The 20042-nt window shown below is 39.2% G+C and carries 20 protein-coding genes; 3 read left to right on the forward strand and 17 right to left on the reverse strand.

Annotation, left to right across the window (positions count from 1 at the left end; genetic code table 11):
* Positions 1 to 10: 10 nt before the first annotated feature.
* Genes JOD14_RS09920 through JOD14_RS09935 form a run of 4 tightly spaced genes read right to left on the reverse strand, consistent with a single transcriptional unit; the run spans position 11 to position 3530 of the window.
* The gene (locus tag JOD14_RS09920) at positions 11 to 979 is read right to left on the reverse strand and encodes a sugar phosphate isomerase/epimerase family protein (RefSeq protein ID WP_204654658.1); all 969 of its coding nucleotides are present in this window, start codon (positions 977 to 979) and stop codon (positions 11 to 13) included.
* Between the two features lie 2 nt (positions 980 to 981).
* Positions 982 to 1692: a ThuA domain-containing protein gene (locus JOD14_RS09925; protein ID WP_204654659.1), complete on the reverse strand. Its 711-nt coding sequence runs from the start codon at positions 1690 to 1692 to the stop codon at positions 982 to 984.
* Between the two features lie 2 nt (positions 1693 to 1694).
* Positions 1695 to 2438, reverse strand: coding sequence for a sugar phosphate isomerase/epimerase family protein (locus JOD14_RS09930; RefSeq protein WP_204654660.1), 744 nt, complete (start codon positions 2436 to 2438; stop codon positions 1695 to 1697).
* Between the two features lie 12 nt (positions 2439 to 2450).
* Entirely contained in the window at positions 2451 to 3530 is a 1080-nt protein-coding gene (locus JOD14_RS09935; protein WP_204654661.1) for a Gfo/Idh/MocA family protein, read from the reverse strand.
* Between the two features lie 338 nt (positions 3531 to 3868).
* Here JOD14_RS09935 and JOD14_RS13635 point away from each other — a divergent pair, with 338 nt between their 5' ends.
* Positions 3869 to 4129, forward strand: a complete 261-nt coding sequence (locus JOD14_RS13635) for a hypothetical protein (protein ID WP_379962509.1) — start codon at positions 3869 to 3871, stop codon at positions 4127 to 4129.
* The gene (locus JOD14_RS09940; protein WP_204654662.1) at positions 4126 to 4362 is read left to right on the forward strand and encodes an LPXTG cell wall anchor domain-containing protein; all 237 of its coding nucleotides are present in this window, start codon (positions 4126 to 4128) and stop codon (positions 4360 to 4362) included. The genes JOD14_RS13635 and JOD14_RS09940 overlap by 4 nt, the downstream gene beginning before the upstream one ends.
* Before the next feature lie 122 nt (positions 4363 to 4484).
* Here JOD14_RS09940 and mglC read toward each other — a convergent pair whose 3' ends face one another.
* The 13 genes from mglC to nhaC form a co-directional block, all read right to left on the reverse strand.
* Entirely contained in the window at positions 4485 to 5714 is a 1230-nt protein-coding gene (gene mglC, locus JOD14_RS09945; RefSeq protein WP_204654663.1) for a galactose/methyl galactoside ABC transporter permease MglC, read from the reverse strand.
* Complete coding sequence (locus tag JOD14_RS09950; protein WP_204654664.1) at positions 5715 to 7250, reverse strand: sugar ABC transporter ATP-binding protein; 1536 nt, start codon at positions 7248 to 7250, stop codon at positions 5715 to 5717.
* Positions 7251 to 7350: 100 nt separating this feature from the next.
* Complete coding sequence (locus JOD14_RS09955) at positions 7351 to 8421, reverse strand: galactose ABC transporter substrate-binding protein (RefSeq protein ID WP_204654665.1); 1071 nt, start codon at positions 8419 to 8421, stop codon at positions 7351 to 7353.
* 200 nt (positions 8422 to 8621) lie between these two features.
* On the reverse strand, positions 8622 to 9650 hold the full coding sequence (locus tag JOD14_RS09960) for a galactose ABC transporter substrate-binding protein (protein ID WP_204654666.1): 1029 nt from the start codon (positions 9648 to 9650) through the stop codon (positions 8622 to 8624).
* 11 nt (positions 9651 to 9661) lie between these two features.
* Positions 9662 to 10615 carry a sugar ABC transporter substrate-binding protein gene (locus JOD14_RS09965; RefSeq protein ID WP_204654667.1) on the reverse strand — a complete coding sequence of 318 codons (954 nt, stop codon included), beginning with the start codon at positions 10613 to 10615 and terminating at the stop codon, positions 9662 to 9664.
* Positions 10599 to 12071 (reverse strand): sensor histidine kinase, encoded by a 1473-nt coding sequence (locus tag JOD14_RS13560; protein WP_338031687.1) that lies wholly within the window; start codon positions 12069 to 12071, stop codon positions 10599 to 10601. The genes JOD14_RS09965 and JOD14_RS13560 overlap by 17 nt, the downstream gene beginning before the upstream one ends.
* A 3-nt stretch (positions 12072 to 12074) precedes the next feature.
* Positions 12075 to 12413 carry a hypothetical protein gene (locus JOD14_RS09975; RefSeq protein WP_204654669.1) on the reverse strand — a complete coding sequence of 113 codons (339 nt, stop codon included), beginning with the start codon at positions 12411 to 12413 and terminating at the stop codon, positions 12075 to 12077.
* A gap of 9 nt (positions 12414 to 12422) precedes the next feature.
* Positions 12423 to 14042 (reverse strand): response regulator, encoded by a 1620-nt coding sequence (locus tag JOD14_RS13565; protein WP_204654670.1) that lies wholly within the window; start codon positions 14040 to 14042, stop codon positions 12423 to 12425.
* Positions 14043 to 14159: 117 nt separating this feature from the next.
* Entirely contained in the window at positions 14160 to 14918 is a 759-nt protein-coding gene (locus tag JOD14_RS09985; protein WP_204654671.1) for an ABC transporter permease, read from the reverse strand.
* Positions 14915 to 15823 carry an ABC transporter ATP-binding protein gene (locus tag JOD14_RS09990; protein WP_204654672.1) on the reverse strand — a complete coding sequence of 303 codons (909 nt, stop codon included), beginning with the start codon at positions 15821 to 15823 and terminating at the stop codon, positions 14915 to 14917. The genes JOD14_RS09985 and JOD14_RS09990 overlap by 4 nt, the downstream gene beginning before the upstream one ends.
* Positions 15820 to 16032, reverse strand: coding sequence for a PLD nuclease N-terminal domain-containing protein (locus JOD14_RS09995; RefSeq protein ID WP_204654673.1), 213 nt, complete (start codon positions 16030 to 16032; stop codon positions 15820 to 15822). The genes JOD14_RS09990 and JOD14_RS09995 overlap by 4 nt, the downstream gene beginning before the upstream one ends.
* The gene (locus JOD14_RS10000; RefSeq protein ID WP_204654674.1) at positions 16025 to 17134 is read right to left on the reverse strand and encodes a helix-turn-helix domain-containing protein; all 1110 of its coding nucleotides are present in this window, start codon (positions 17132 to 17134) and stop codon (positions 16025 to 16027) included. The genes JOD14_RS09995 and JOD14_RS10000 overlap by 8 nt, the downstream gene beginning before the upstream one ends.
* Positions 17135 to 17499: 365 nt before the next feature.
* Positions 17500 to 18894, reverse strand: coding sequence for a Na+/H+ antiporter NhaC (nhaC, locus tag JOD14_RS10005; RefSeq protein ID WP_204654675.1), 1395 nt, complete (start codon positions 18892 to 18894; stop codon positions 17500 to 17502).
* Between the two features lie 456 nt (positions 18895 to 19350).
* Here nhaC and JOD14_RS10010 point away from each other — a divergent pair, with 456 nt between their 5' ends.
* The gene (locus JOD14_RS10010) at positions 19351 to 19890 is read left to right on the forward strand and encodes a DUF924 family protein (RefSeq protein WP_204654676.1); all 540 of its coding nucleotides are present in this window, start codon (positions 19351 to 19353) and stop codon (positions 19888 to 19890) included.
* The last annotated feature ends 152 nt before the right edge of the window (positions 19891 to 20042 follow it).

Raw genomic sequence — 20042 nt, forward strand, 5'->3', positions numbered from 1 at the left:
CCTTCTATTATTAAGCCCACCACATGTCACTTGGTTGGTCTTTAATCATAATACTCTTTAAGTTAGTGACTGCTCGAGTTAACCCTTCATCGATTGACATGATTGGGTCTTCGTGTTCGATACTTAGCACATAATCATAGCCGTATAAACGTAAAGCTGAAATCATATCTGACCATTCTTTTAAGTCATGGCCACAACCAACCGAACGGAAAGTCCAAGCGCGGGTCTGCACGTTCCCGTATGGCTGCATATCAGTTAAACCGTGCATATTGATATTGTCTTGATCTAAGTAAGTGTCTTTGGCATGGAAATGATGGATGGCATTTTCTTTGCCTAAGATTTTAATCGCAGCGACTGGATCAATTCCTTGCCACCATAAATGACTTGGGTCTAAGTTACAACCGATTGCTTTTCCAGCAGCATCGCGTAATTTTAACATCGTGTAAGGCGTATGCGCTAAGAAACCACCATGCAGTTCAATCCCAATTTTGACTCCGGCTGCTTCGGCGTCTTGGTTGATGCCTTTCCAGTAAGGGATTAATTTGTTTTCCCATTGGTAATTGTAGTTGTCTTCATATTCTGTTGGCCATGGTAAAACAGGCCAGTTGACTTGGGTATCAGTTGGATTACCACCAGAGACACCAGAAAAACCATTCACAACTGGTACGTTCATTAGACTCGCTAACTTGATTGTTTTACGTAATAGTTCATCGGCTGTTTGTGCAACTTGTGGGTCTGGTGCAATGGGGTTGTTATGACAACTTAAAGCCGAGATTTCTAAGCCTTTATCGGCTAATTTTGCTAAATATTCTTTGCGAGCATCGCTACTTGCAAGAAGGGTATCAATTTTCAAATGGGCATCACCTGGATAGCCACCGGTACCGATTTCGACCGTTTGTAGCCCTTTTTTAGCAACGGCATCGATCATTTCTTCAAAACTTAATTGGTTAAATAATGGGGTAAAAACTCCTAATTTCATGTTTATAACTCCTCTCTTGCTGTGTAGTGTCCATAAGTTGGGTACGTGTTTTCAGTTGGTGCACACCAGTTGATGGCATTTTTGATTACGCGTTGCACTTTTTCATTGTAGTAACTTGGGTAAGTTTCGTGTCCTGGTTGGAAGTAGAAAATTTTGCCATTACCACGACGGTAAGTGCAACCGCTTCGGAAAACTTCGCCGCCTGGGAACCAACTAATAAAGACTAATTCTTCTGGTGTTGGAATGTCAAAGTGTTCGCCGTACATTTCTTCTTGTTCTAATTCAATAAATTCACCGACACCTTCTACGATTGGATGACTTGGGTTTACATTCCAAATTCGGCAATGTTTCCCATCTTCACGCCATTTCAAATCGCAACTCGTGCCCATTAATTTTTTGAAAATTTTCGAAAAATGGCCAGAGTGCAGAACAATTAAGCCCATCCCTTCTAAGACACGTTGATGGACGCGGTTCACAATTTCATCGCGCACTTCCTCGTGAGCCATGTGCCCCCACCAAATCAAAACATCGGTTTCTGCTAGAACTTCTTCGGTTAAACCATGTTCTTCTTCGTCTAATGTCGCTGTTTTCACTTGAAATTCTTCACCAATAAAGTTCGCTAATTGGCCATGGATGCCTTCTGGATACATTTTTTGTACTTCTTCGTCGGTTTTTTCATGACGGTATTCATTCCATACGGTTACTTGAATCATGGTTAACACTCCTTCATAATTTGAGCTAATGCTTGATAATTGACTGCCATCGCTTCAAGTGGTTCAAGGGTTTGGAACACTTCTTGTTCAACGATGAGCCAAGGTAAATTTTGTTTTTTAGCAAAGGCTACATAACGATCAATTGGTAAGATGCCTTTACCGATTTCCGTACTTTCGGTTGGGTCTTCTTGCATTTCTTTTATATGCAACAAGCCAACGACGGGTGCTTGTTTGGTTAAATATTCTTCCACCGATAGTCCGGCAAACGCCACCCAATACGTATCGACTTCTAATTTTAGAGCCGGTACTTCTGCCGTTAAATACGTTAGCAGATCGGTATTGGGTACTTCTTGAAATTCATGGGCATGGTTATGGTAATACAGTTCAAAACCGGCTTTACTTAATTTTTCTGCTAACGTTTTTAATTCTTGGGCGAAGTTTTGCCACCCTGCAAAATCAGGAAACGACCTGTAAGGAACGACGATACGTGAATTGCCAATTGCTTGTTCAAACGCAATGGTTGCTTCATATTCATTGGCTAACTTTTCGTAAGGAATGTGTGAAGCCGCAACGTCTAAGTCTAGTTCAACTAGCAAAGCTTTGACTTCTTCTGCTGTTAAGCCGTGATAGCCGGCAAATTCTACACCGGCATATCCTGCTTTTTTCACGTCTTTTAAGGTTTGTTTAAAATCTTTTTGACAAGCTTCTTGGATACTCCAAAGTTGTAACGCGATTTTTGGTTGCATACGTGCTTACTCCTATTTCTTTAAGAAAACGGGTTCCCCTGTTTTTGAAGATTCGTAGATGGCTTCTAAAATTTCCGTTACGACTAATGCTTCTTCTGGTTTCACGACTGGTTCGGTATCATTTAAAATGGCATCGACCCAAGATTGGGCTTCTAATACGGCTGGATCTGATCCTGCGCCATCGTAAAAGTCTACGCCACCGGTTTCTAATTCGATTTTCTTTTCATATAATAAACCACGTGCTTCGCCATTAATGGTTAAACCGTCGTTCATATCTGCGCCACCTTGTGTACCAAAGAGCGTTGTTTTGGCTTCTTTAACATCTAATGAATTCAGTGCCCAACTTGATTCTAAGTAGATCGTTGCGCCATTTTCCATCACGATAAAGCCAAATGCAGAATCTTCGACAGTGAATTTCTCTGGATCCCATGGGCCCCAAGCATTGGCTGCATTTTTCGTTTTTGCTAATTCATGGTAAGTTTTTCCAACGACATATTTTGGTTTGTAGTTGTCCATCATCCATAAAGTTAAGTCTAGTGCGTGTGTACCGATATCAATTAATGGTCCGCCACCTTGTGCTTCTTCATCTAAGAATACGCCCCAAGTCGGAACGGCACGACGACGAATCGCATGTGCTTTGGCTGAATAAATTTCGCCTAATTCTCCATCGGCACAAACTTCGTGTAAATAGCTTGAGTCTGTACGGAAACGGTTTTGGTAGCCTATGGTTAATTTTTTACCGGTGCGTTTTGAGGCAGCGATCATTTCTTCGGCTTCAGCGGTTGTTTTAGCCATTGGTTTTTCACACATCACGTGCGCTCCGGCTTCCATGGCAGCGATTGAAATTTCAGCATGAGAGATGTTTGGTGTACAAACATGAACTACATCTAAGTCCATTTCAGCTAACATTTCTTTATAATCCGCAAATACTTTTGCTTCTTTTGTACCGTGAACTTCTGCGACTTCTTGTGCTTTTTCAATTTCAATATCACAAAAGGCAACTAATTCAACTTCTTTAATTTGTGCTAAGGCTGGCAAGTGTTTCCCGCGAGCGATTCCTCCACAACCGATAATTCCAACTTTTAATGACATGTTCTTTCCTCCTGAAAACGTTTTTGTTTTGATACTTTGATTATAGGATAACGCTGTCAAAGATTCTTCCCACCTTTCACCTAGAAAATTCCCGGATATTGCCTTTGTGGTTTTTCTGTTTGTTTCTAAAAAAAATTATTTAACTATTGTCTACTGAATAATTGCCAAATATTCATAACGTGCCCAATTTTTGAACATTGACTTAAAGTTATTAAAAATAATGAGTGACAAGTATCCATTAACAAATAGGATGATTTTGTCAAATGAAGGATCGCAAGTAAAATTTTTCTTGAATTTGCATAACGGTTTCTTCAGCACTGAAGCTATACTCTTTTGGAATTAGTAAGGTACCACAATTTGATAAAAAAGAGTTACAAACTTTAATTTCTACCGCACTTGCTTTTAATCAAGCAAACTATACCGAAAAATCTTGGGCACTTTTCACCGAAAAACTGCAAGTCGCACAAGGAGTTGAAGCCAATTTATTAGCAACAGAGTCAAAAGTTGAAATCGCTATAAAAGAATTAAACCCGACAATCAATGCTCTCGTTAAACAAACGAACGAACCAAAATGTGAACGATATTCCACAATTAAATGACCAAGAATAAAGTCCCGTTCAGTCGCACAAGTAAAGCGGATAAAACAGAGAAAAATACAAAAAAAGATGACGCTTTACCACAATTAGGTGGCAGTGTTTCAATCTTTTTACCTGTGCTAGGCTTCGTTCTGATCACATTAAGTGGCGTAATGTTCTTTAAACGCGATCGTTTAAACATGAAAAAACAACCTAAAAAAGTCCAATCAAATCTGATGGACTTTTCGTTCCATTAGAATTAAAACGCTTAAAACACGAACAAAACCGACCTCACACAAAATGTAAGGTCGGTTTTGTTTATTTAATTATTTCTCAGCGTATTCATTTAGACGTTTTTACTAAGAAATAAAGGGGGGCATTAGTTTTTGCGGTGTTTCATTAAGTCAATTGCTACGGCTACCGCAATGATGATGCCTTTAATTACTTGTTGCCACATTGGGCTGACAGCGATAAACTGCAAACCATATTGAATAACGGTGAAAATTAGCACCCCACTGACGATGCCGCCAACTTTCCCAACGCCACCGCTTAAGGAGACACCACCTACTACACAAGCAGCAATCGCATCAAGTTCGTAACCGTTACCGTATTGGTTGGTCGCGCCTGCCGTTCTGGCCCCTTCTAAAATACCTGCCACGCCATATAAAATAGCGGCTAATACGAAAATACCCATGGTTGTTTTAAAGACATTCACGCCAGAAACAACGGCTGCTTCACGGTTACCACCAATAGCATAGACGTTTTTACCAAAAACCGTCTTGTTTAAAATAAACCAAATTAAAATAATAAAGAAAATCGCGATTGGAACTAAGATTGAAATGCCAGGAAAACCGCCCATTGTTAAAATTTTCTTTTGACCAAGGGCGACAAAGTCTGGTCGAATTCCGCCGATTGGTTGTGAACGGTTTGGCTCCATGTCAAAGTATAAAGAAGTTACGCCATAAACAATTACGGAAACAGCTAAAGTGGCAATAAAAGGATGCATGTCAAACTTCGCCACTAAAAAACCGTTGATCATTCCAAAGAATGCGGTTGCAATAATCGCAAGAACAATCGGTAAGATTACCGGTAGCGCTGGTAGATCTGGGAAGAAGCGATTGGCATAATCTGGGTTTTGCAACATCGAAGTTGAGACAACGGCCGCAAGTCCAACCATTCGTCCAGCAGAAAGGTCGGTTCCTGCAATGAGTAACGTAAAGGCAATTCCGAGTGCCACAATCATTTTTGTTGAAGACATGGTTAAAATATCAAGTAGCACGTTTAATTGCATAAAACGTGGTTCAATCACCATAATTACAACGACTAACAGCAATAAAGAGATAATAATCGCATTGTTTAAAAAGAAGGTCTTTGCGGTGTTTTTTGAAATTTCAACTTCACCATCTTTATATTTTCGCGCCAACATCTGATTGCTACCAAAATATAAAGCGGCGGCTCCGACCATTCCGACATATATGGCTAATTCATAAAAAACATTTGGATCAAGTGCGTACCAAAGGACGACGGCTAATGCTAAAATAGCGGCACCAACAATCGAAAAATACAGGCCAAATTGTTTACGTGGTAATATTCTTACTTGTGTATCCATCTAATTTTCCTCACTTTCGTCAAATCCCTCGTGTTCTTTTCCAGCAAATCGTGTTGCGTAATCCATCACGACAACAGAATCGGCTTCTTTGGCATCTAAAATACCTGTTACCCGACCTTCTGCCATAACCATGACACGATCAGACATGCCTAAAAGCTCTGGCATTTCTGAAGAGATCATGATGATTGATTTGCCTTGTGCGGCTAATTTGTGCATAATCGTATAAATTTCAAATTTTGCACCAACGTCAATCCCACGAGTGGGCTCATCTAAAATTAAAATATCAGGGTTGGTTAATAACCAACGCGCGAGTAACACTTTTTGCTGGTTTCCACCGGATAAATTGCGAATGAGTTCATCCATGTTGGGGGTTTTGGTTCTTAGTTCTTGATTGGCTTTTTCGGCGGCGTGTAATCGTTCATGATCGTTTAACATGCCTGCGTGTGCATAATCTTTTTGATTCACAATGACGGTATTATCTAAAATCGATAGGACGCCAAAAATCCCAGTGGCTCGTCGTTCTTCCGTTAGAAGGGCGATTTTATTTTTGATGGCATCTTTTGGATGGCGGATTTTTAGAGCCTGGCCATTTTTTTCCAGGGTACCTGATGCAATCCCTCTTAGGCCAAAAATCGCTTCAACCAGTTCGGTACGCTGTGCGCCAACTAGTCCACCGATGCCTAGAATTTCGCCTTTACGCAATTCAAAGTTAACATTTTTAAAAGAAGTCGGATCACTTGCAGTTAAATCGGTGGCTTTTAAAATGACTTCTTGGCTTGGTTGATAATGTTTCTCTGGAAAACGTTGCGTCATATCACGTCCAACCATGCGCTGAATGATGAGGTCGGTGGTTAACTCTTTGGCTGCCCACGTACCAACGTATTGGCCATCACGCATGATGGTTACGTCATCTGAGATTTTTAAAATTTCTTCCATTTTGTGAGAAATATAAATAATGGCCACGCCTTTATCTTGTAAGGAGCGAATAATTTTAAAGAGGTGTTTTGTTTCGTTTTCCGTTAATGAAGAAGTTGGTTCGTCCATAATAATAATTTTAGAATGATAGCTTACGGCTTTGGCGATTTCAACTAATTGTAACGTGGAGGGTGAAAGTGACCCGGCTAGTGCTTCGGGATCAACATTTAGTTCGACTTCTTTAAATAATTCCTTTGTTTGACGAATCATCTCCTTGCGATCGACCACGATGCCTTTCATTGGAAAGCGACCTAACCAAATGTTTTCCATGACTGGTCGATAACGGATGGGGTGTAATTCTTGGTGAATCATTGAAACGCCTAAATCTAATGCTTGTTTCGAATTTAGAATGTCTTCTTTTTTTCCATCCAAAATGATCTCGCCGCCATCTTCATGATAAATCCCAAAAAGACATTTCATTAAGGTTGATTTGCCTGCTCCATTTTCGCCCATTAATGCATGAACACTGCCTTTTTTTACTGTTAAACTCACACCATCTAAGGCTTTTACTCCTGGGAATTCTTTTATGATGTTTTTCATTTCTAATACGACATCTGACATGATTTTCATTCCCTTTCTTGTTATTTTTCCTTGCATATCAAGCAAGGGCTATCGCTGTTTCTTTTTTGTGCGATAACCCTTACTCAGCGCTATTTTCGATTTACTTCATAAACTCTGCGTAGTTATCTTTGGTGACTTTTACATAATCAATCCAAATGTATTTGCCGTCGGTCACTGGGTAACCTACATTTGCTTCATTTACTTCTTTTCCATCCATCACTGCATTGGCTACATTAATAGTCGCTGTTCCTTGGTTCACGGCATCATTTAAAACCGTTCCTAATAATGAGCCGTCTTTCATCGCTTCTAAAGCTGGCGCCGTTGCATCCACGCCGACAACTGGGATAAATTTCGCCGGATCGCCGGTATTGTATCCTTCTGCTTTTAGTGCCTCGATTGCACCTAACGCCATATCGTCGTTGTTGGCAATCACGGCTTCAATTTTGTCGACTCCTTGACCTGTTAAGAATGATTTCATCAAGTCTGTTGCTTTGGCTTTGTCCCACATCGCCGTATCGGCTGCTAATTTTTCTGTTTTAAAGCCTGCTTCTTCAATCGCTTTAATTGAATATTCGGTTCTTAAAGTTGCATCTTGGTGACCAGGTTCCCCTTGTAACATCACGTATTGAATAACGCCATCGCCATTTTTATCCGCTTCTGGATTGGCTTCAAAGTAATCAGCAATGATTTGGCCTGATTGTGTGCCTGATTGCTCCGCTTTGGCGCCCACGTACCAAACTTTATCGTAGCTGTTCATATCGGCTTCTTCTGGTTCACGGTTAATAAAGACAATTGGTAAGTCTTTGGCTTTCGCTTTTTCAATGATTGGGCCGGCTGCTGTACGGTCAACTGGATTGACGGCTAACGCTTGAACGCCTTTTGTAATGAAGGTGTCGACTTGCTCATTTTGAGTTGGTTGTTTATTTTGTGAATCTACGAGTTCTAATTTGACACCGGCTTCTTTTGCCGCATTCGTCATCGCTGTTCGAACCCCAGTCATAAAGGTATCATCAAATTTATAAATGGCGCCCCCAATCAGTTTTTCACCGCCACCTTTTCCGGTATCGGCTGATTCATCAGAAGTTGAAGAACCTCCTCTGGCACCACATGCACCAAGGGTTAAGACTGTTGCCGCCCCGACTAAGCCTAAAGCAAATTTCTTTTTATTCATTATTTGTTCCTCCTTTTGTTTAACTGTATCTACAGTATAAGGAATCGCTTTCATTTAAAACATAGAATATTTTTCGATTATTTAGCGATTTTTTTGGAATCGGTTTCCTTTGTGAAAACAAACAAAAAAAGAAGAACCGAGGCTCTTCTTCATTCTTATAACGCAAGATGTTTTGACCGAGCGCCAAACTTTCATGGCTTTTATTTTTCGGTGGTATAAATTTGATGCGGAATCCAAAGGTATTGGTCTTTTACCTTTGGCTCAATTTCTTTGATTGGTCGATTTTGACTGGTCGCATAAGCTAAGTCTAAAATTCCTTTGGCTTGCGCGGTTGTATCGGCCAAAATCGTACCTAACATTTGTCCATTGTCAACGGCTTCGATGCCTTCTTTTGTCCCATCAATGCCTACAATTTGAGGTGGGGGCATTTGTTTTTCGCTTTGTAGGGCTTCGACGGCACCTAGAGCCATTTCATCGTTATTACTAATGACTAACTCAATTGGCTGATCGAATTCTTTTAGCCATTGACTCATGAATTCTTTACTTGGCTGGCGCATCCAATTGCCTACGCCGCGAGCTAAACGTTCCACTTTTACTCCGGCATCAACGATTGATTGAATGGACGTTTCGGTTCGAATTAAAGAATCTTGATGGACTTCTTCTCCTTCTAACATGACGTATTGGATTTTACCATCGCCATTCAAATCAAAGCGGTCTGGATTTTCTAGGTAAGCTTGCCAAACGAGTTGCCCTTGCATCTCACCAGACTCTTGTGCGCGGCTGCCGACATAAAACGCTTGGTCCCATTGTAGAAGGTCGGTCTCAATGGGTTCTCGATTAAAAAAGATAATCGGGATTTTGGCTTGTTTGGCTTTATGAATTAAAGTTGCGGCAACCGTTCGATCGACGACATTCACGACGATGACATCATAATTTTTACGAATAAATTGATCAATTTGGGCGTTTTGAATGGTTTGACTATTTTTGGCGTCTAAGATGTTGAGGGTCATTTTTTGTTGAAACTTTTCTTCTTTGTGGCTTTTTTCTTCTTCTAGTGCTCGGCTAACCGAAGATATAAATTCATCGTCTCCCCGATATAAACTGACCCCAATTTTTAGTGCTTGTTGCGGCAAGCGTTCTTCGGCTTGGCCTTTTTCTTTGCCTAACAAAAAAAAGACGCTGGCTAAACTCAAGAAAAACAGGGTTAAATAGACTTTCCAACTTTTCATTTGCTCACTCCTCATTGGATAAAAGGGAATAACAATTTTTGGTTTTCTTCTTCAAACAAATTCTCTTTGGTTACAATTAAACTTGAAATATTGGGTTGGCGCTGCTTTTGATTCGATAGGTCACCAATTAATTGTGTGACCGCCGCGTAACCTACGGCAAATTGATTACTCACGCCTAAACCTTGAATTCGTTCTTGATCAACATAATGAATGAGCGTATTGGAATACCCAAACGAAAACAAAGCGAGGTTCTCTAAGGAAGCATCATTTTTTTTGATTTTCCCGAGCAGCTCTCCTTCTTCTCGACTCATTGACACCAGGCCAAAATACGATTCCTCGTTTAAAAGGGTTGCCCATTCTTCTTCGAGTGCTTGCGTAGTCGGCGCGTAAAGTGTATAAGGAATTTTTGCTTTGGTTAATTGCGCAATTAACCCTTGTTGCTGTAAGTCATTTTCGGCAAAGGACGAGGACGCTTGCACAATTAACAGTGGTTTTTTCGTTTCGTTTTGGCGTTCGATTTCTTTTCCCAGTGCTTCGCCAATTTGGTAATTATCAGCTGAAATGACGGGGATGGTGTCTTTAGCCGTTCCAGGATTGTTCACAAAAACCATTGGAAGAACTTCATTTGACGAACTTTTTTCAATTTGGCTCATTAATTGATTGGACGGTTCTAAAATCATTCCTTGGCTGCCTTGTTTTTTAGCATTCTCAACTAGGGTTTCTAGCGATTGCTCACTCGCGTCTTTTTCTAATGAAACAAAAGACAAATCGACTTTCAAGTCTGCGGCGGCCACTTCCATTCCTTGCTTTAAAGCGTTGTGCCCTGAATCGTCAAAGGCGTTTCTTAAATATACTTGGAGTTGATAGGCTTGTTGGCGTTTTGGTCTTGTGTAATAAAAGGCAACAGAGAAAATGAACAAGACCATACTAAACAATAACAACAAGCTCTTAAAGGATTCCTTCATGTTCGTCTTCTCCTTCTAAGGTTTGATAAGGCAAATGAATGCGAATCAACGTGCCTTCGTCGGGCTCACTATACACTTCTAAACCATAGTTTTTGCCATAAAACAATTTGATTCGTTCCTCGACATTTTTAAAACCGATACCGGAACCTTTTTTCTTTTGTTTATTGGCGTTTCCTTGACGGAGTTGGTCAATTTGAGCAGGCGTCATGCCCGGTCCATTGTCTTCAACGTCGATATAAATGTCTGCTTCATGACGATACGCTCGAATTTGAATCTCGCCTTCTTCATACATATAATCCATGCCATGATAAATCGCGTTTTCGACCAAAGGCTGAATAATTAATTTAATACTGGCCGCCTCTTTAATTGACGGGTCAATTGAAATGACGTATTCAAATTTATTTTTATAACGAATTTTTTGAATCATTAAATAACTTTCCACGTGCTTTAACTCATCGGCTAAAGAGATAATGTTCTTGCCTTTACTCAAACTAATGCGAAAGAAACGCGCCAGTGACGTAATCATCGTAATGGCTCCTTCATATCGGCCACTTTCAATCATCCAAATCGTTGAGTCCAGCGTATTGTATAAAAAATGAGGATTGATTTGTTGTTGCAAAGCATTCATTTCTTTTTCACGCATTTGTTCTTGTTGCTTCACAATGTCTTGCATCAAGCGTTGCATCGTTTGTGCCATGGTTGTCAGTGTTTTGGCTAAATGTTGAATTTCGTAAGTCCCTTCAATTGGAATGTCAATATCTGAAAGGTCTTGCTCCATCCGCCAAACAGCTTTTTCTAATTGGCGGAGTGGGTTTGTCACATAAGAGCTAATCAATAAGTTAATGCTTAATAAAAATAAACTCACTAAAACAGCAATACTCCAAATAAACAATTGGTTGTTTAACACACTGGATCGCATTTGCGCGACTGGGTTCACCCCGACGATTTTCCACCCGGTATAGCCCATCGTCTTAACCGTGACAAAACGTTTTTCCCCTTGAAAAATCTCACGGTGGCTCCCTTGACCGTATTGGGAAGCTTCGTGCGTATTTTCTAGCATTAACCCACTATAAATTAATTGTTGCCGTGGATGATAAATTAACTGCCCGTCAGAAGTCATTAAATATAAATAACTCCCATTGCCTAAATTGGCATTGGTGCTAATTTTTTCAATACCTGAGAAGTTCATATTCACTAGGAGCACGCCACGTTCAATTTCCCCGTTGTTAATTAGTTCCACCGAGCGACTCAAGGAGACTACCCAGTGATACGTGTTATTGATCGGTAAAAATAGGTTATCAACATACGGCTTGGAAAAATGAACATTTTCAACTTTTTCATTGGCGCTTTGAAACCAAGGTTGTTTGGTTACTTCGACTGTTTCTTTCATTTGACTACTCGGTGAGCTATTCACTAACTCGCCTTCCTGATTAAAAACGGCAATCGTGGCTAAGATGCTTTAATTGGCTGAAAATAACAAATTGAGTTCCCGACTAATCGTTGCTTGATCGAAACGAACGTCATTGTCTTTTAAAATTTTATAGTAAGCGGTATTGGATACCCCCATTAAACGGTGAATATAATCGTCTAAATTAAAATTCACTTGATCCAGTAACTCCACACTGGCTGTTTTGGTCATTTCTTCTGTTGTGGCGGTAAATTGGCGTAACGAGCCGATCGTTACTAGTAAAATGGCCGAAACCGATACGAGCGTAAACGTCGATAAAAGCGTAAACTGCAAGCCTTTTCGGTAAAAAAACTGCGTCAAGTGCGTCAATCCTGTTTTGATTTTTTTCAAGCCATTCACCTACACTTTAGCCATTTGATTGCGGTATTTTGATGGTGACAGACCAAATCGTTTTTTAAATACGTAGCTAAAATAATTCGGTTCGCTATAGCCCACTTTTTCAGCCACTACATAACTTTTATCGTTCGTTGTCTCCATTAACTGTCTGGCTTGTTGCAAACGTTCTTCGGTTAAAAACGAAATAAAGCTTTGTCCTGTTTCTTTTTTAAATAAAGAAGAAAAGTAGGCTGGGCTTAAAAATAGGGCCTGACTCATTTTTTCAATTGTTAATTCTGGATCGCTGTATTGTTCTTTGACGAGTAATTTCGCTTTTTGAATGACGGCTTTCCCTGAATCGGCTGTACTCCACTGAATTTTTTCGTTTAATTGCTGGCTCTTTGTCAAAAACCAATTCGTCATTTCTTCAAGGGAGACTTTTTGTAAATCTTCTACCATCTTCAATAAATCTTCGCCAAAAACATCCATTGGCTCAAAACTATAACTGTGCGCAATTTTTAAAAGCAAGGTGACGTGTTCGAGTAAGTAAACTTGGTAATATTTTAACGGCACGTGTTGTTCTTTGATACGCTTGAAACTTTCATTGATTGCTTGGGTCAGTAGTTCTTTGTTGCCTAGTTTGATTAAATTGGTGAAGGTGCGCTCTTCATTTTCAGTGAGCAGTAAGGCGGTCACGGCTTGTTCTTTGGCAATGTCTTTTTGATAAGTCGCAAACCATTCTGAGCGGTCCAAACGGTAACTATACGTCAGGGCATCTTGTGCTTCACGAAAAGCTTGCGGTAAAAAGGTTAATTCTTTAATTTTTTGACTTAACCCGGCTAAAACGATTTGCGTACTAATTTGGCTGGCTTCTCGGCAAATATCATTGACTTGCTTGACTAAATTTCCGACTTCAAAATTAGGCGGAAAGGCTAAAATCGCAACGACGTATTCACCAAAAATAAACGTATGATTGACTATTTCTAGTGGTAATTTTTGACTAACAAATTCTTTAATCGACATTAAATAAAGTTCTTCTCGACCAATAAAATAGTTGTTTTCTTTCCCCGTACCCACTTCAAATAAAATGACACTATACGCTTCATGATTTGAAAATGAGAAACTTGGCTTTTGTTGTAAGATTCTTTCTGGCGGTAAAAAACCACTCAAACAACCTAAGAGAAAACTTTGTTGCAACAACGGCAACGATTCATCAAAGCGTGCTTGTAGGCTAGCTAAGTCGCGGCGTTCTTGCTTTTCTTGGTCCATTTGTTGTTTGATTTTAAGCAGTACGTCACTTAAATCTTGGGCTGAAAAGGGCTTTAGTAAGTATTCGGTTACGTGCAACGAAACCGATTTTTGGGCGTATTCAAATACATCGTACCCTGAAAAAACAATAAATTTTGATAACGGCAAACGTTTACGGGCTTGCTCAATAAATTCTAAACCATCCATAAAAGGCATTTGGATATCGGTAATAATAATATCGGGGTTTTCTTTTTCGACTAGGTCAAGTGCTTCGATGCCATTTTCGGCGGTTCCACAAATAACGAGGCCAAGGTCTGCCCAAGGAACGCGGCGGGCCATCCCTTCTCGAATTTCTTCCTCGTCATCGACTAGTAAAACTTTATAATAGTTCGCCACAGGTTTCCTCCTTGTAAAACGATTTCATTTTGATTTTATGCTAAATTCATTTTTAAAACAAGCGTGATTTTAGTTACTAAAAAAAACAAGCGCCTCATCAGACCCTTGCTTTCTTTTTTAGATTTTTTTGTTTTTAAAAATTAAAATAGCGCCAAATAAAAGAATAACGGCTAAGATACTCGTTAGCACAAGGCTTGGCCGTAAATCAGACCAGATACTTTTATCTTGTAAAATAGCTAAATTTTGACCAATTAATGAAATGGGATTCCAGTTTTTAACGACTTCAAAAAGATTCGCTAAATAACCGACAACCATCACCAAAACCGTTAAAATCAAGCCTTCGAATTGGTTATTAGCAAGAACAGAAGTGAAAACAATAACACTACTAAAAAAAATACCAAAGATAACGAGTGGCGCGACTGCTAACCAAGGATGCGGACTGTTTTGGTCAGGAAAATAGTAAAGCGTATAGCCATATGTGATGCCAAAACAGACAAAAATACTGAGTAACCACTGTCCGTATAAAACAACCCACTTACTCAAGATAACCGTTCCGCGTTTTAAGCCTTTGGTCGTTAGCGGAATTAAAGTGCCTTTCGCGATTTCTTGGCTCACGATGCCACTAAAAATAATCGCAAATAAATAGATCCCTATTTGACTAATATTTTTATAAAACTGCGTCCAAGAATCAAGTGACGTTGGTGTCGGGATTGGCACATTTTCACCGAAACTCATTTTTAAAATTTCAGGCGTTAACTTGGCGACCAGAGGATTCATTAATCCAAAAAGACTAAAAATAACGAGTAACAGCCAGATTTTTTTCGTACGGCGGGTTTCTAATTGTTCTTTTTGACAAAAAGCGTAAAAACCTTTCATTTGGTCACCTCCAAATAGATTTGCTCTAAAGAAGGAGCTAAGTGATTGATTGCTACCGGGTTCAATTTTTGTTGTTGTAAAAAAGTCAGGACAGCTTGAAACGCTTGATCATACGACGTGTGGTAACTAACCGCGACTTGCTCACGTGTCTGGGTAACCTCACTTAGCGTCCACCCTTCGCTAAATTGCGTGGCTTGGACTTGATTTGTAAAGGTTAATGCAATCTTTGCTTGGGCATATTGTTCTTTTAAAGCATTTAACTGACCGCAAACTTGTAAGCGTCCCTTATGTAAAATCCCGACTTCATCGGCAATTCGCTCGACATCACTTAAGATATGCGTTGAAAATAAAATCGTCACTTGGCCTTTTAAAGACGCTAGTAAATCAAGAAATTCCGTCCGGCCACTTGGATCTAAAGCAGATGTTGGTTCATCACAAATTAAAAATTGCGGCTTGTTTAGTAAAGCTTGCGCAATACCTAGACGTTGTTTCATCCCACGTGAGAAGCCTTTTATTTTCTTTTTTTCTTGGCTCAAACCGACCAATTCCAACATTTCTTCTATTTGTTGGTCTTGTTTTTCTTTAGGGATTTTCGTAATTTGTGCACACAATTTTAAATATTCGCGCACGGTCATATAGTCGTAAAATGCTGGGACGTCTGGCAAATACCCGACCATTTGATTCGTAGCCGTATCGCCATAGCTCACTTTTTGACCGTTTAAATAAATCGCGCCGGTGTCTAGTTTCTCAAGCCCTAAAATCATCTTCATCGTCGTTGTCTTACCGGCCCCATTTGCCCCTACAAAACCAAAAATGGTACCTGGTGCAATCGAAAAAGTTAATTGGTCAAGCACTTGTTTTGCACCAAATTTTTTTGAAATGGCTTGAACTTCTAAGACTTTCATTCTTCATCGCCTCGACCAAAGACAAAATAAATAACTGGGCCAACGATTTGAAATAAAACGACAACCACTACCCACAGCGCTTTGTTGCCAAAACGATAATTGGGGTGTTTTAAAACGTGAATGAGTGCCGTCACCATTAAGCCAAATTGCAAAACAATTAATGGAAGAAAGAGAGGTAAGTTATTTAAAAAGAATTCGGTATTATTCATGTTGTTGCTCCTTTATTTGTTGGATTTTTTGATAGGGGATGCTTGTTTGATAAGGCGCTAATAACGGGTGGGTCAAAACAAGCTCGAGTAATTCTTTTTGTAAATTTTGCGTATTTCTTGGCATTAACGTTCCTAAATCAAGTTGCTCTAGCCACGGTTGGATTTGATCAAAATAGGCATCCCCATGTAACTGAACAGGGAATTGCGTTTGTGCCATGACATTGCCAAAATCCGTTAAGATTTCAAGAACGACCGCTTCTTTTTGAATTTGTGCAAAACCAAATAAAGCAGATAACTGAAAATTCATTAAATTGACTGGATTAAGTTGAGCCAACTGAAAAATATGTGCCAATTGTCGACCTCTTTGATACGTTTCGGTTAATTTTTCTTCATCGTTTGTTAACAACTGTAAATAATTCGTCAAACCACTCATCATCACAAAGACGTATTGAGCAAGGGCACTTTGTAAAGTGACAATGCCGCGTTTTTCTTCTTTTTTCATTTGAAAAGCTGCTGCAATTAAACTTTCAGTTGGAAAATAAGCCGGTGCGTACTCCCCAAGTAACGTTAGAACGTAATCAGGTTTTTCTAAAAGAAGTGCTGTGTAAGCCTCGTAGTCTCGCGCTTTTTGAATGAGTTCCACCGTCGTCGCCGATTCTTTGACATGCCTAAAGAGACCTTGTGCTTCTTTTAAATAAGATTGTTGCTTTTCTTTCAACGATTCTCCAGGAAAATAATCGTAATGATTAATCATAAAAAGGCCCATCTGGAGAATAAAAGGCGGACAAGCATAATATCGACGAACAAAACGCCTTAAAGAAGATAACACTTCTGAGCCTGACTCCGTGTTTAAAGTATTTTGTAACATTTGATAAATGCGTTGAATTTCTTTGTTGGAAAGGTGAGCTTCATAAGCAAAAAGTTGATCCATGCTCAAATCAAAATAAGCGGCAATTAAAGGAAGCAACGTAATATCGGGATAAGTCGTCCCAGTTTCCCATTTTGAAACCGATGCTTTTGAGACTCCTAAAAAGTCAGCTAATGTTTGTTGCGTTACCTTTTTTTCTTTTCTTTTTTCTAAAATAATTTGCCCAATTTGCATTTTGTTCACCTCTTGACCTTCAGTATACTGTTGTCTCAACCAAAGTTCAAAGGATTGTTTGTTAACTATTGCAAGAAAAAGTTGCTTTTTGCGTTACTTTTTTCAAACTGTCCCTATCGATGGGGCCATTTTAAACACCCTGTTTCAATGTTTATTATTGAATCGGTAGACACTAATTAACAAGGGAAACAGTGGAATTTTTGCGTATAAAAAAAGCCACAGATTTTCTTCTGTGACTTTTCAGTGATTTAGAGCATAGCGCCTTTTTTATCACCTTGGTCTCGGGGTATAAAAGGCTGCTCTTGCGGCAATTTCAGTAAATTCTCGCAAGCAAAGTGCGCTTGAGTGAATTTCCTTCCAATTGCTTAGAGCATAGCGCCTTTTTTATCACCTTGGTTTTTACCGATTCCAATTCCGGTTAGGGCGCTGATTGCTGAAAAGACGGGTGAAAGTAGACTAAAGAAGACAAAGGGTAAAAAGGTCAACGTTGGGATGCCAAATGTGCCGGCAACAAAACTACCAGCGATGCCCCACGGAATGAGGTAATTAATGACCGTTCCGCCATCTTCGAGTGAACGACTTAAGACAAGGCGATTAATATTATTTTTTTTGTAGACGTCTTTAAAGGCATTGCCTGGTAAAATAACCGATAAAAATTGTTCACCAATGAAAAAATTGACTCCGATAGCGGTCATTAATGAAGCGATAACGATGCCGGCTGTTGATTTTAATTTTGTGGCAACGGCATTCATAACGGTTTCGATTAATTGCGTCTCCATTAATAACCCCCCTAAAGAAAGAGTTAAGATAATTAGAGCCACAGTCGGCATCATACTCATAATCCCACCACGTGAAAGTAACAAATCAATTTGTTCGTTACCTGTATGGGAGATAAAACCTGATTCAATATGGTTGGCAATTTCTAAAAGTGAGGTATCTGGTGTTTGGACAAGTATAAACAAAATGCCAATGCCAACGTTAATAATGATTGTTAAAATGGCAGGTATTTTTTTCCAGGCACATAAAAACATCACCAAAATTGGTAAGAGTGCCCAAAGTGAAATTTCAAAATTCGCTTCTAAAACTTCCGTCACTTTAGCAATTTCAACTAGCTCTATTTTTTGATTTTGCACGCCTAAAACAGCAAACAAAACAAGCGAAACAAAGAAAGCTGGAATCGTTGACCACATCATGTGTTGAATATGCTTAAATAAATCAACTTCTGCAATCGCCGCAGCTAGGTTCGTTGATTCTGACAACGGAGACATTTTATCGCCAAAAATTGAACCTGACGCTATTGCACCAACAATTAAAGGTGGGTGAATCCCTAATGTCATTCCGATACCAAAAAAAGCAATCCCGATGGTCGACATCACAGTAAAGGCACTGCCAACAGCACTTCCAACAATTGCACAGACAATAAAAATTGATGGGATAAACCATTTAACACTAATTAACTTAAAGCCATAAACCATTAAAGTCGGAATAATGCCTGCTTGAATCCAAACGGCTATTAAAGCACCTACTAAAAGAAAAATAAAAATTGGAATAATACCTGGTTTGACCCCATTTACAAATCCTTCATTCATGCGTTCAAAAGGAATTTTTTTCACTAAGGCGTAAATCATTGTCACAGCAATGGCAAATAAAATGGCGATGCTCGGTGTAACTTTTAATACAATTACGCTAATTGAAATGCTGGCGATAATAAAGCTTAAAACAAGACTTGCTTCAATCATACTTGGTTGATTTTTTTTCATTTTTGTTCTCTCCTATTTTCTATTCGATTTTATCTTAACAATTAGAAAAAAGACGATAACGGTTCACGCGACTACTATTCACCAAACTTCACCTCCTAAAAATAACATAAAAAAAGCCCCTAGCTAATTTCTAGCTAAGGACGAAATGACTTCGTGGTACCACCTTAATTTAAGAACAGTCATGCCTGTTCTCCTCAATCGATTCATTCACTTGTTATACGATACCGTGTAATTCAGTCAAGTTATTATTATCGATTCACAGCAACCATCGACTTTCTGAATAGGGAATAACTGACCTACTAAAGTAAAGACCTAAAAATAAGTTTTAGGTAAAAAAAACATTGCAGTTACTATATCAAGTTTTTTAACAAAAAGCTAGCTCTTTCTTTTATTTATTTGAAATCTTTCAAAGACCGCGGTAGACTAAAGGAAAAAGCATGGAGGGAAATGATTGATATGGATCCTCAAGTTGTATTAGATTTTTGGTTTAAAGAAACGCCTGCTGAAAGTTGGTTTAATGGCGGTACGGTGTTTGATCAAACGATTATTACCAAATTTGGTGCCCTTCACCAAGCGGCTAGTCAAGGCGAGCTGGCTCATTGGCGGCAATCCATTCACGGTTATTTAGCTGAAATTATTTTACTAGATCAATTTTCACGTAACATTTATCGAAACCAAGCCCAAGCTTTTGCTTATGACGGGATGGCTCTTATTTTAGCGCAAGAAGCTCTTAAGCGAACGGATTTAAAGGACTTAACGATAGCAGAAAAAGGCTTTTTAATTATGCCGTTCATGCATAGTGAATCGCTAAAAATTCATCAAGAATACGCTTATTTGTTTGAAGAACCTGGTCTAGAAAGTCGCTTGAAGTACGAAAAATTGCACGTAGCGATCATCGAAAGATTTGGTCGTTACCCACATCGGAATCAAGTCTTAGGACGCACTTCTTCTTCGGATGAAATTGCTTTTTTACAAGAGCCTAATTCTTCTTTTTAATTTTGTTATATTTGCGTACCATTTTTAAATACTGTCTACTGAATAATTGCTAAATATCTAAAACTTGAAACATCCAAAACCCGGCTAAACCCCTGATATAACTGAGTTCCGGACAATAAAAATAGCATAAACTTCTCCAAATTGGTAAAATA

The sequence above is a fragment of the Enterococcus lemanii genome (assembly GCF_016909125.1).
In the GTDB taxonomy this organism is placed as follows: domain Bacteria; phylum Bacillota; class Bacilli; order Lactobacillales; family Enterococcaceae; genus Enterococcus_I; species Enterococcus_I lemanii.

Coding starts and splice junctions, on each gene's coding strand:
- JOD14_RS09985 (WP_204654671.1), bottom strand. CDS start 14,918: ATGAAAGGTTTTTACGCTTTTTGTCAAAAAGAACAATTAGAAACCCGC.
- JOD14_RS09995 (WP_204654673.1), bottom strand. CDS start 16,032: ATGAATAATACCGAATTCTTTTTAAATAACTTACCTCTCTTTCTTCCA.
- JOD14_RS09955 (WP_204654665.1), bottom strand. CDS start 8,421: ATGAATAAAAAGAAATTTGCTTTAGGCTTAGTCGGGGCGGCAACAGTC.
- JOD14_RS09935 (WP_204654661.1), bottom strand. CDS start 3,530: ATGTCATTAAAAGTTGGAATTATCGGTTGTGGAGGAATCGCTCGCGGG.
- JOD14_RS09960 (WP_204654666.1), bottom strand. CDS start 9,650: ATGAAAAGTTGGAAAGTCTATTTAACCCTGTTTTTCTTGAGTTTAGCC.
- JOD14_RS09920 (WP_204654658.1), bottom strand. CDS start 979: ATGAAATTAGGAGTTTTTACCCCATTATTTAACCAATTAAGTTTTGAA.
- JOD14_RS09940 (WP_204654662.1), top strand. CDS start 4,126: ATGACCAAGAATAAAGTCCCGTTCAGTCGCACAAGTAAAGCGGATAAA.
- JOD14_RS09950 (WP_204654664.1), bottom strand. CDS start 7,250: ATGTCAGATGTCGTATTAGAAATGAAAAACATCATAAAAGAATTCCCA.
- JOD14_RS10000 (WP_204654674.1), bottom strand. CDS start 17,134: ATGCAAATTGGGCAAATTATTTTAGAAAAAAGAAAAGAAAAAAAGGTA.
- JOD14_RS09930 (WP_204654660.1), bottom strand. CDS start 2,438: ATGCAACCAAAAATCGCGTTACAACTTTGGAGTATCCAAGAAGCTTGT.
- JOD14_RS09925 (WP_204654659.1), bottom strand. CDS start 1,692: ATGATTCAAGTAACCGTATGGAATGAATACCGTCATGAAAAAACCGAC.
- JOD14_RS10010 (WP_204654676.1), top strand. CDS start 19,351: ATGGATCCTCAAGTTGTATTAGATTTTTGGTTTAAAGAAACGCCTGCT.
- JOD14_RS09965 (WP_204654667.1), bottom strand. CDS start 10,615: ATGAAGGAATCCTTTAAGAGCTTGTTGTTATTGTTTAGTATGGTCTTG.
- nhaC (WP_204654675.1), bottom strand. CDS start 18,894: ATGAAAAAAAATCAACCAAGTATGATTGAAGCAAGTCTTGTTTTAAGC.
- JOD14_RS09990 (WP_204654672.1), bottom strand. CDS start 15,823: ATGAAAGTCTTAGAAGTTCAAGCCATTTCAAAAAAATTTGGTGCAAAA.
- mglC (WP_204654663.1), bottom strand. CDS start 5,714: ATGGATACACAAGTAAGAATATTACCACGTAAACAATTTGGCCTGTAT.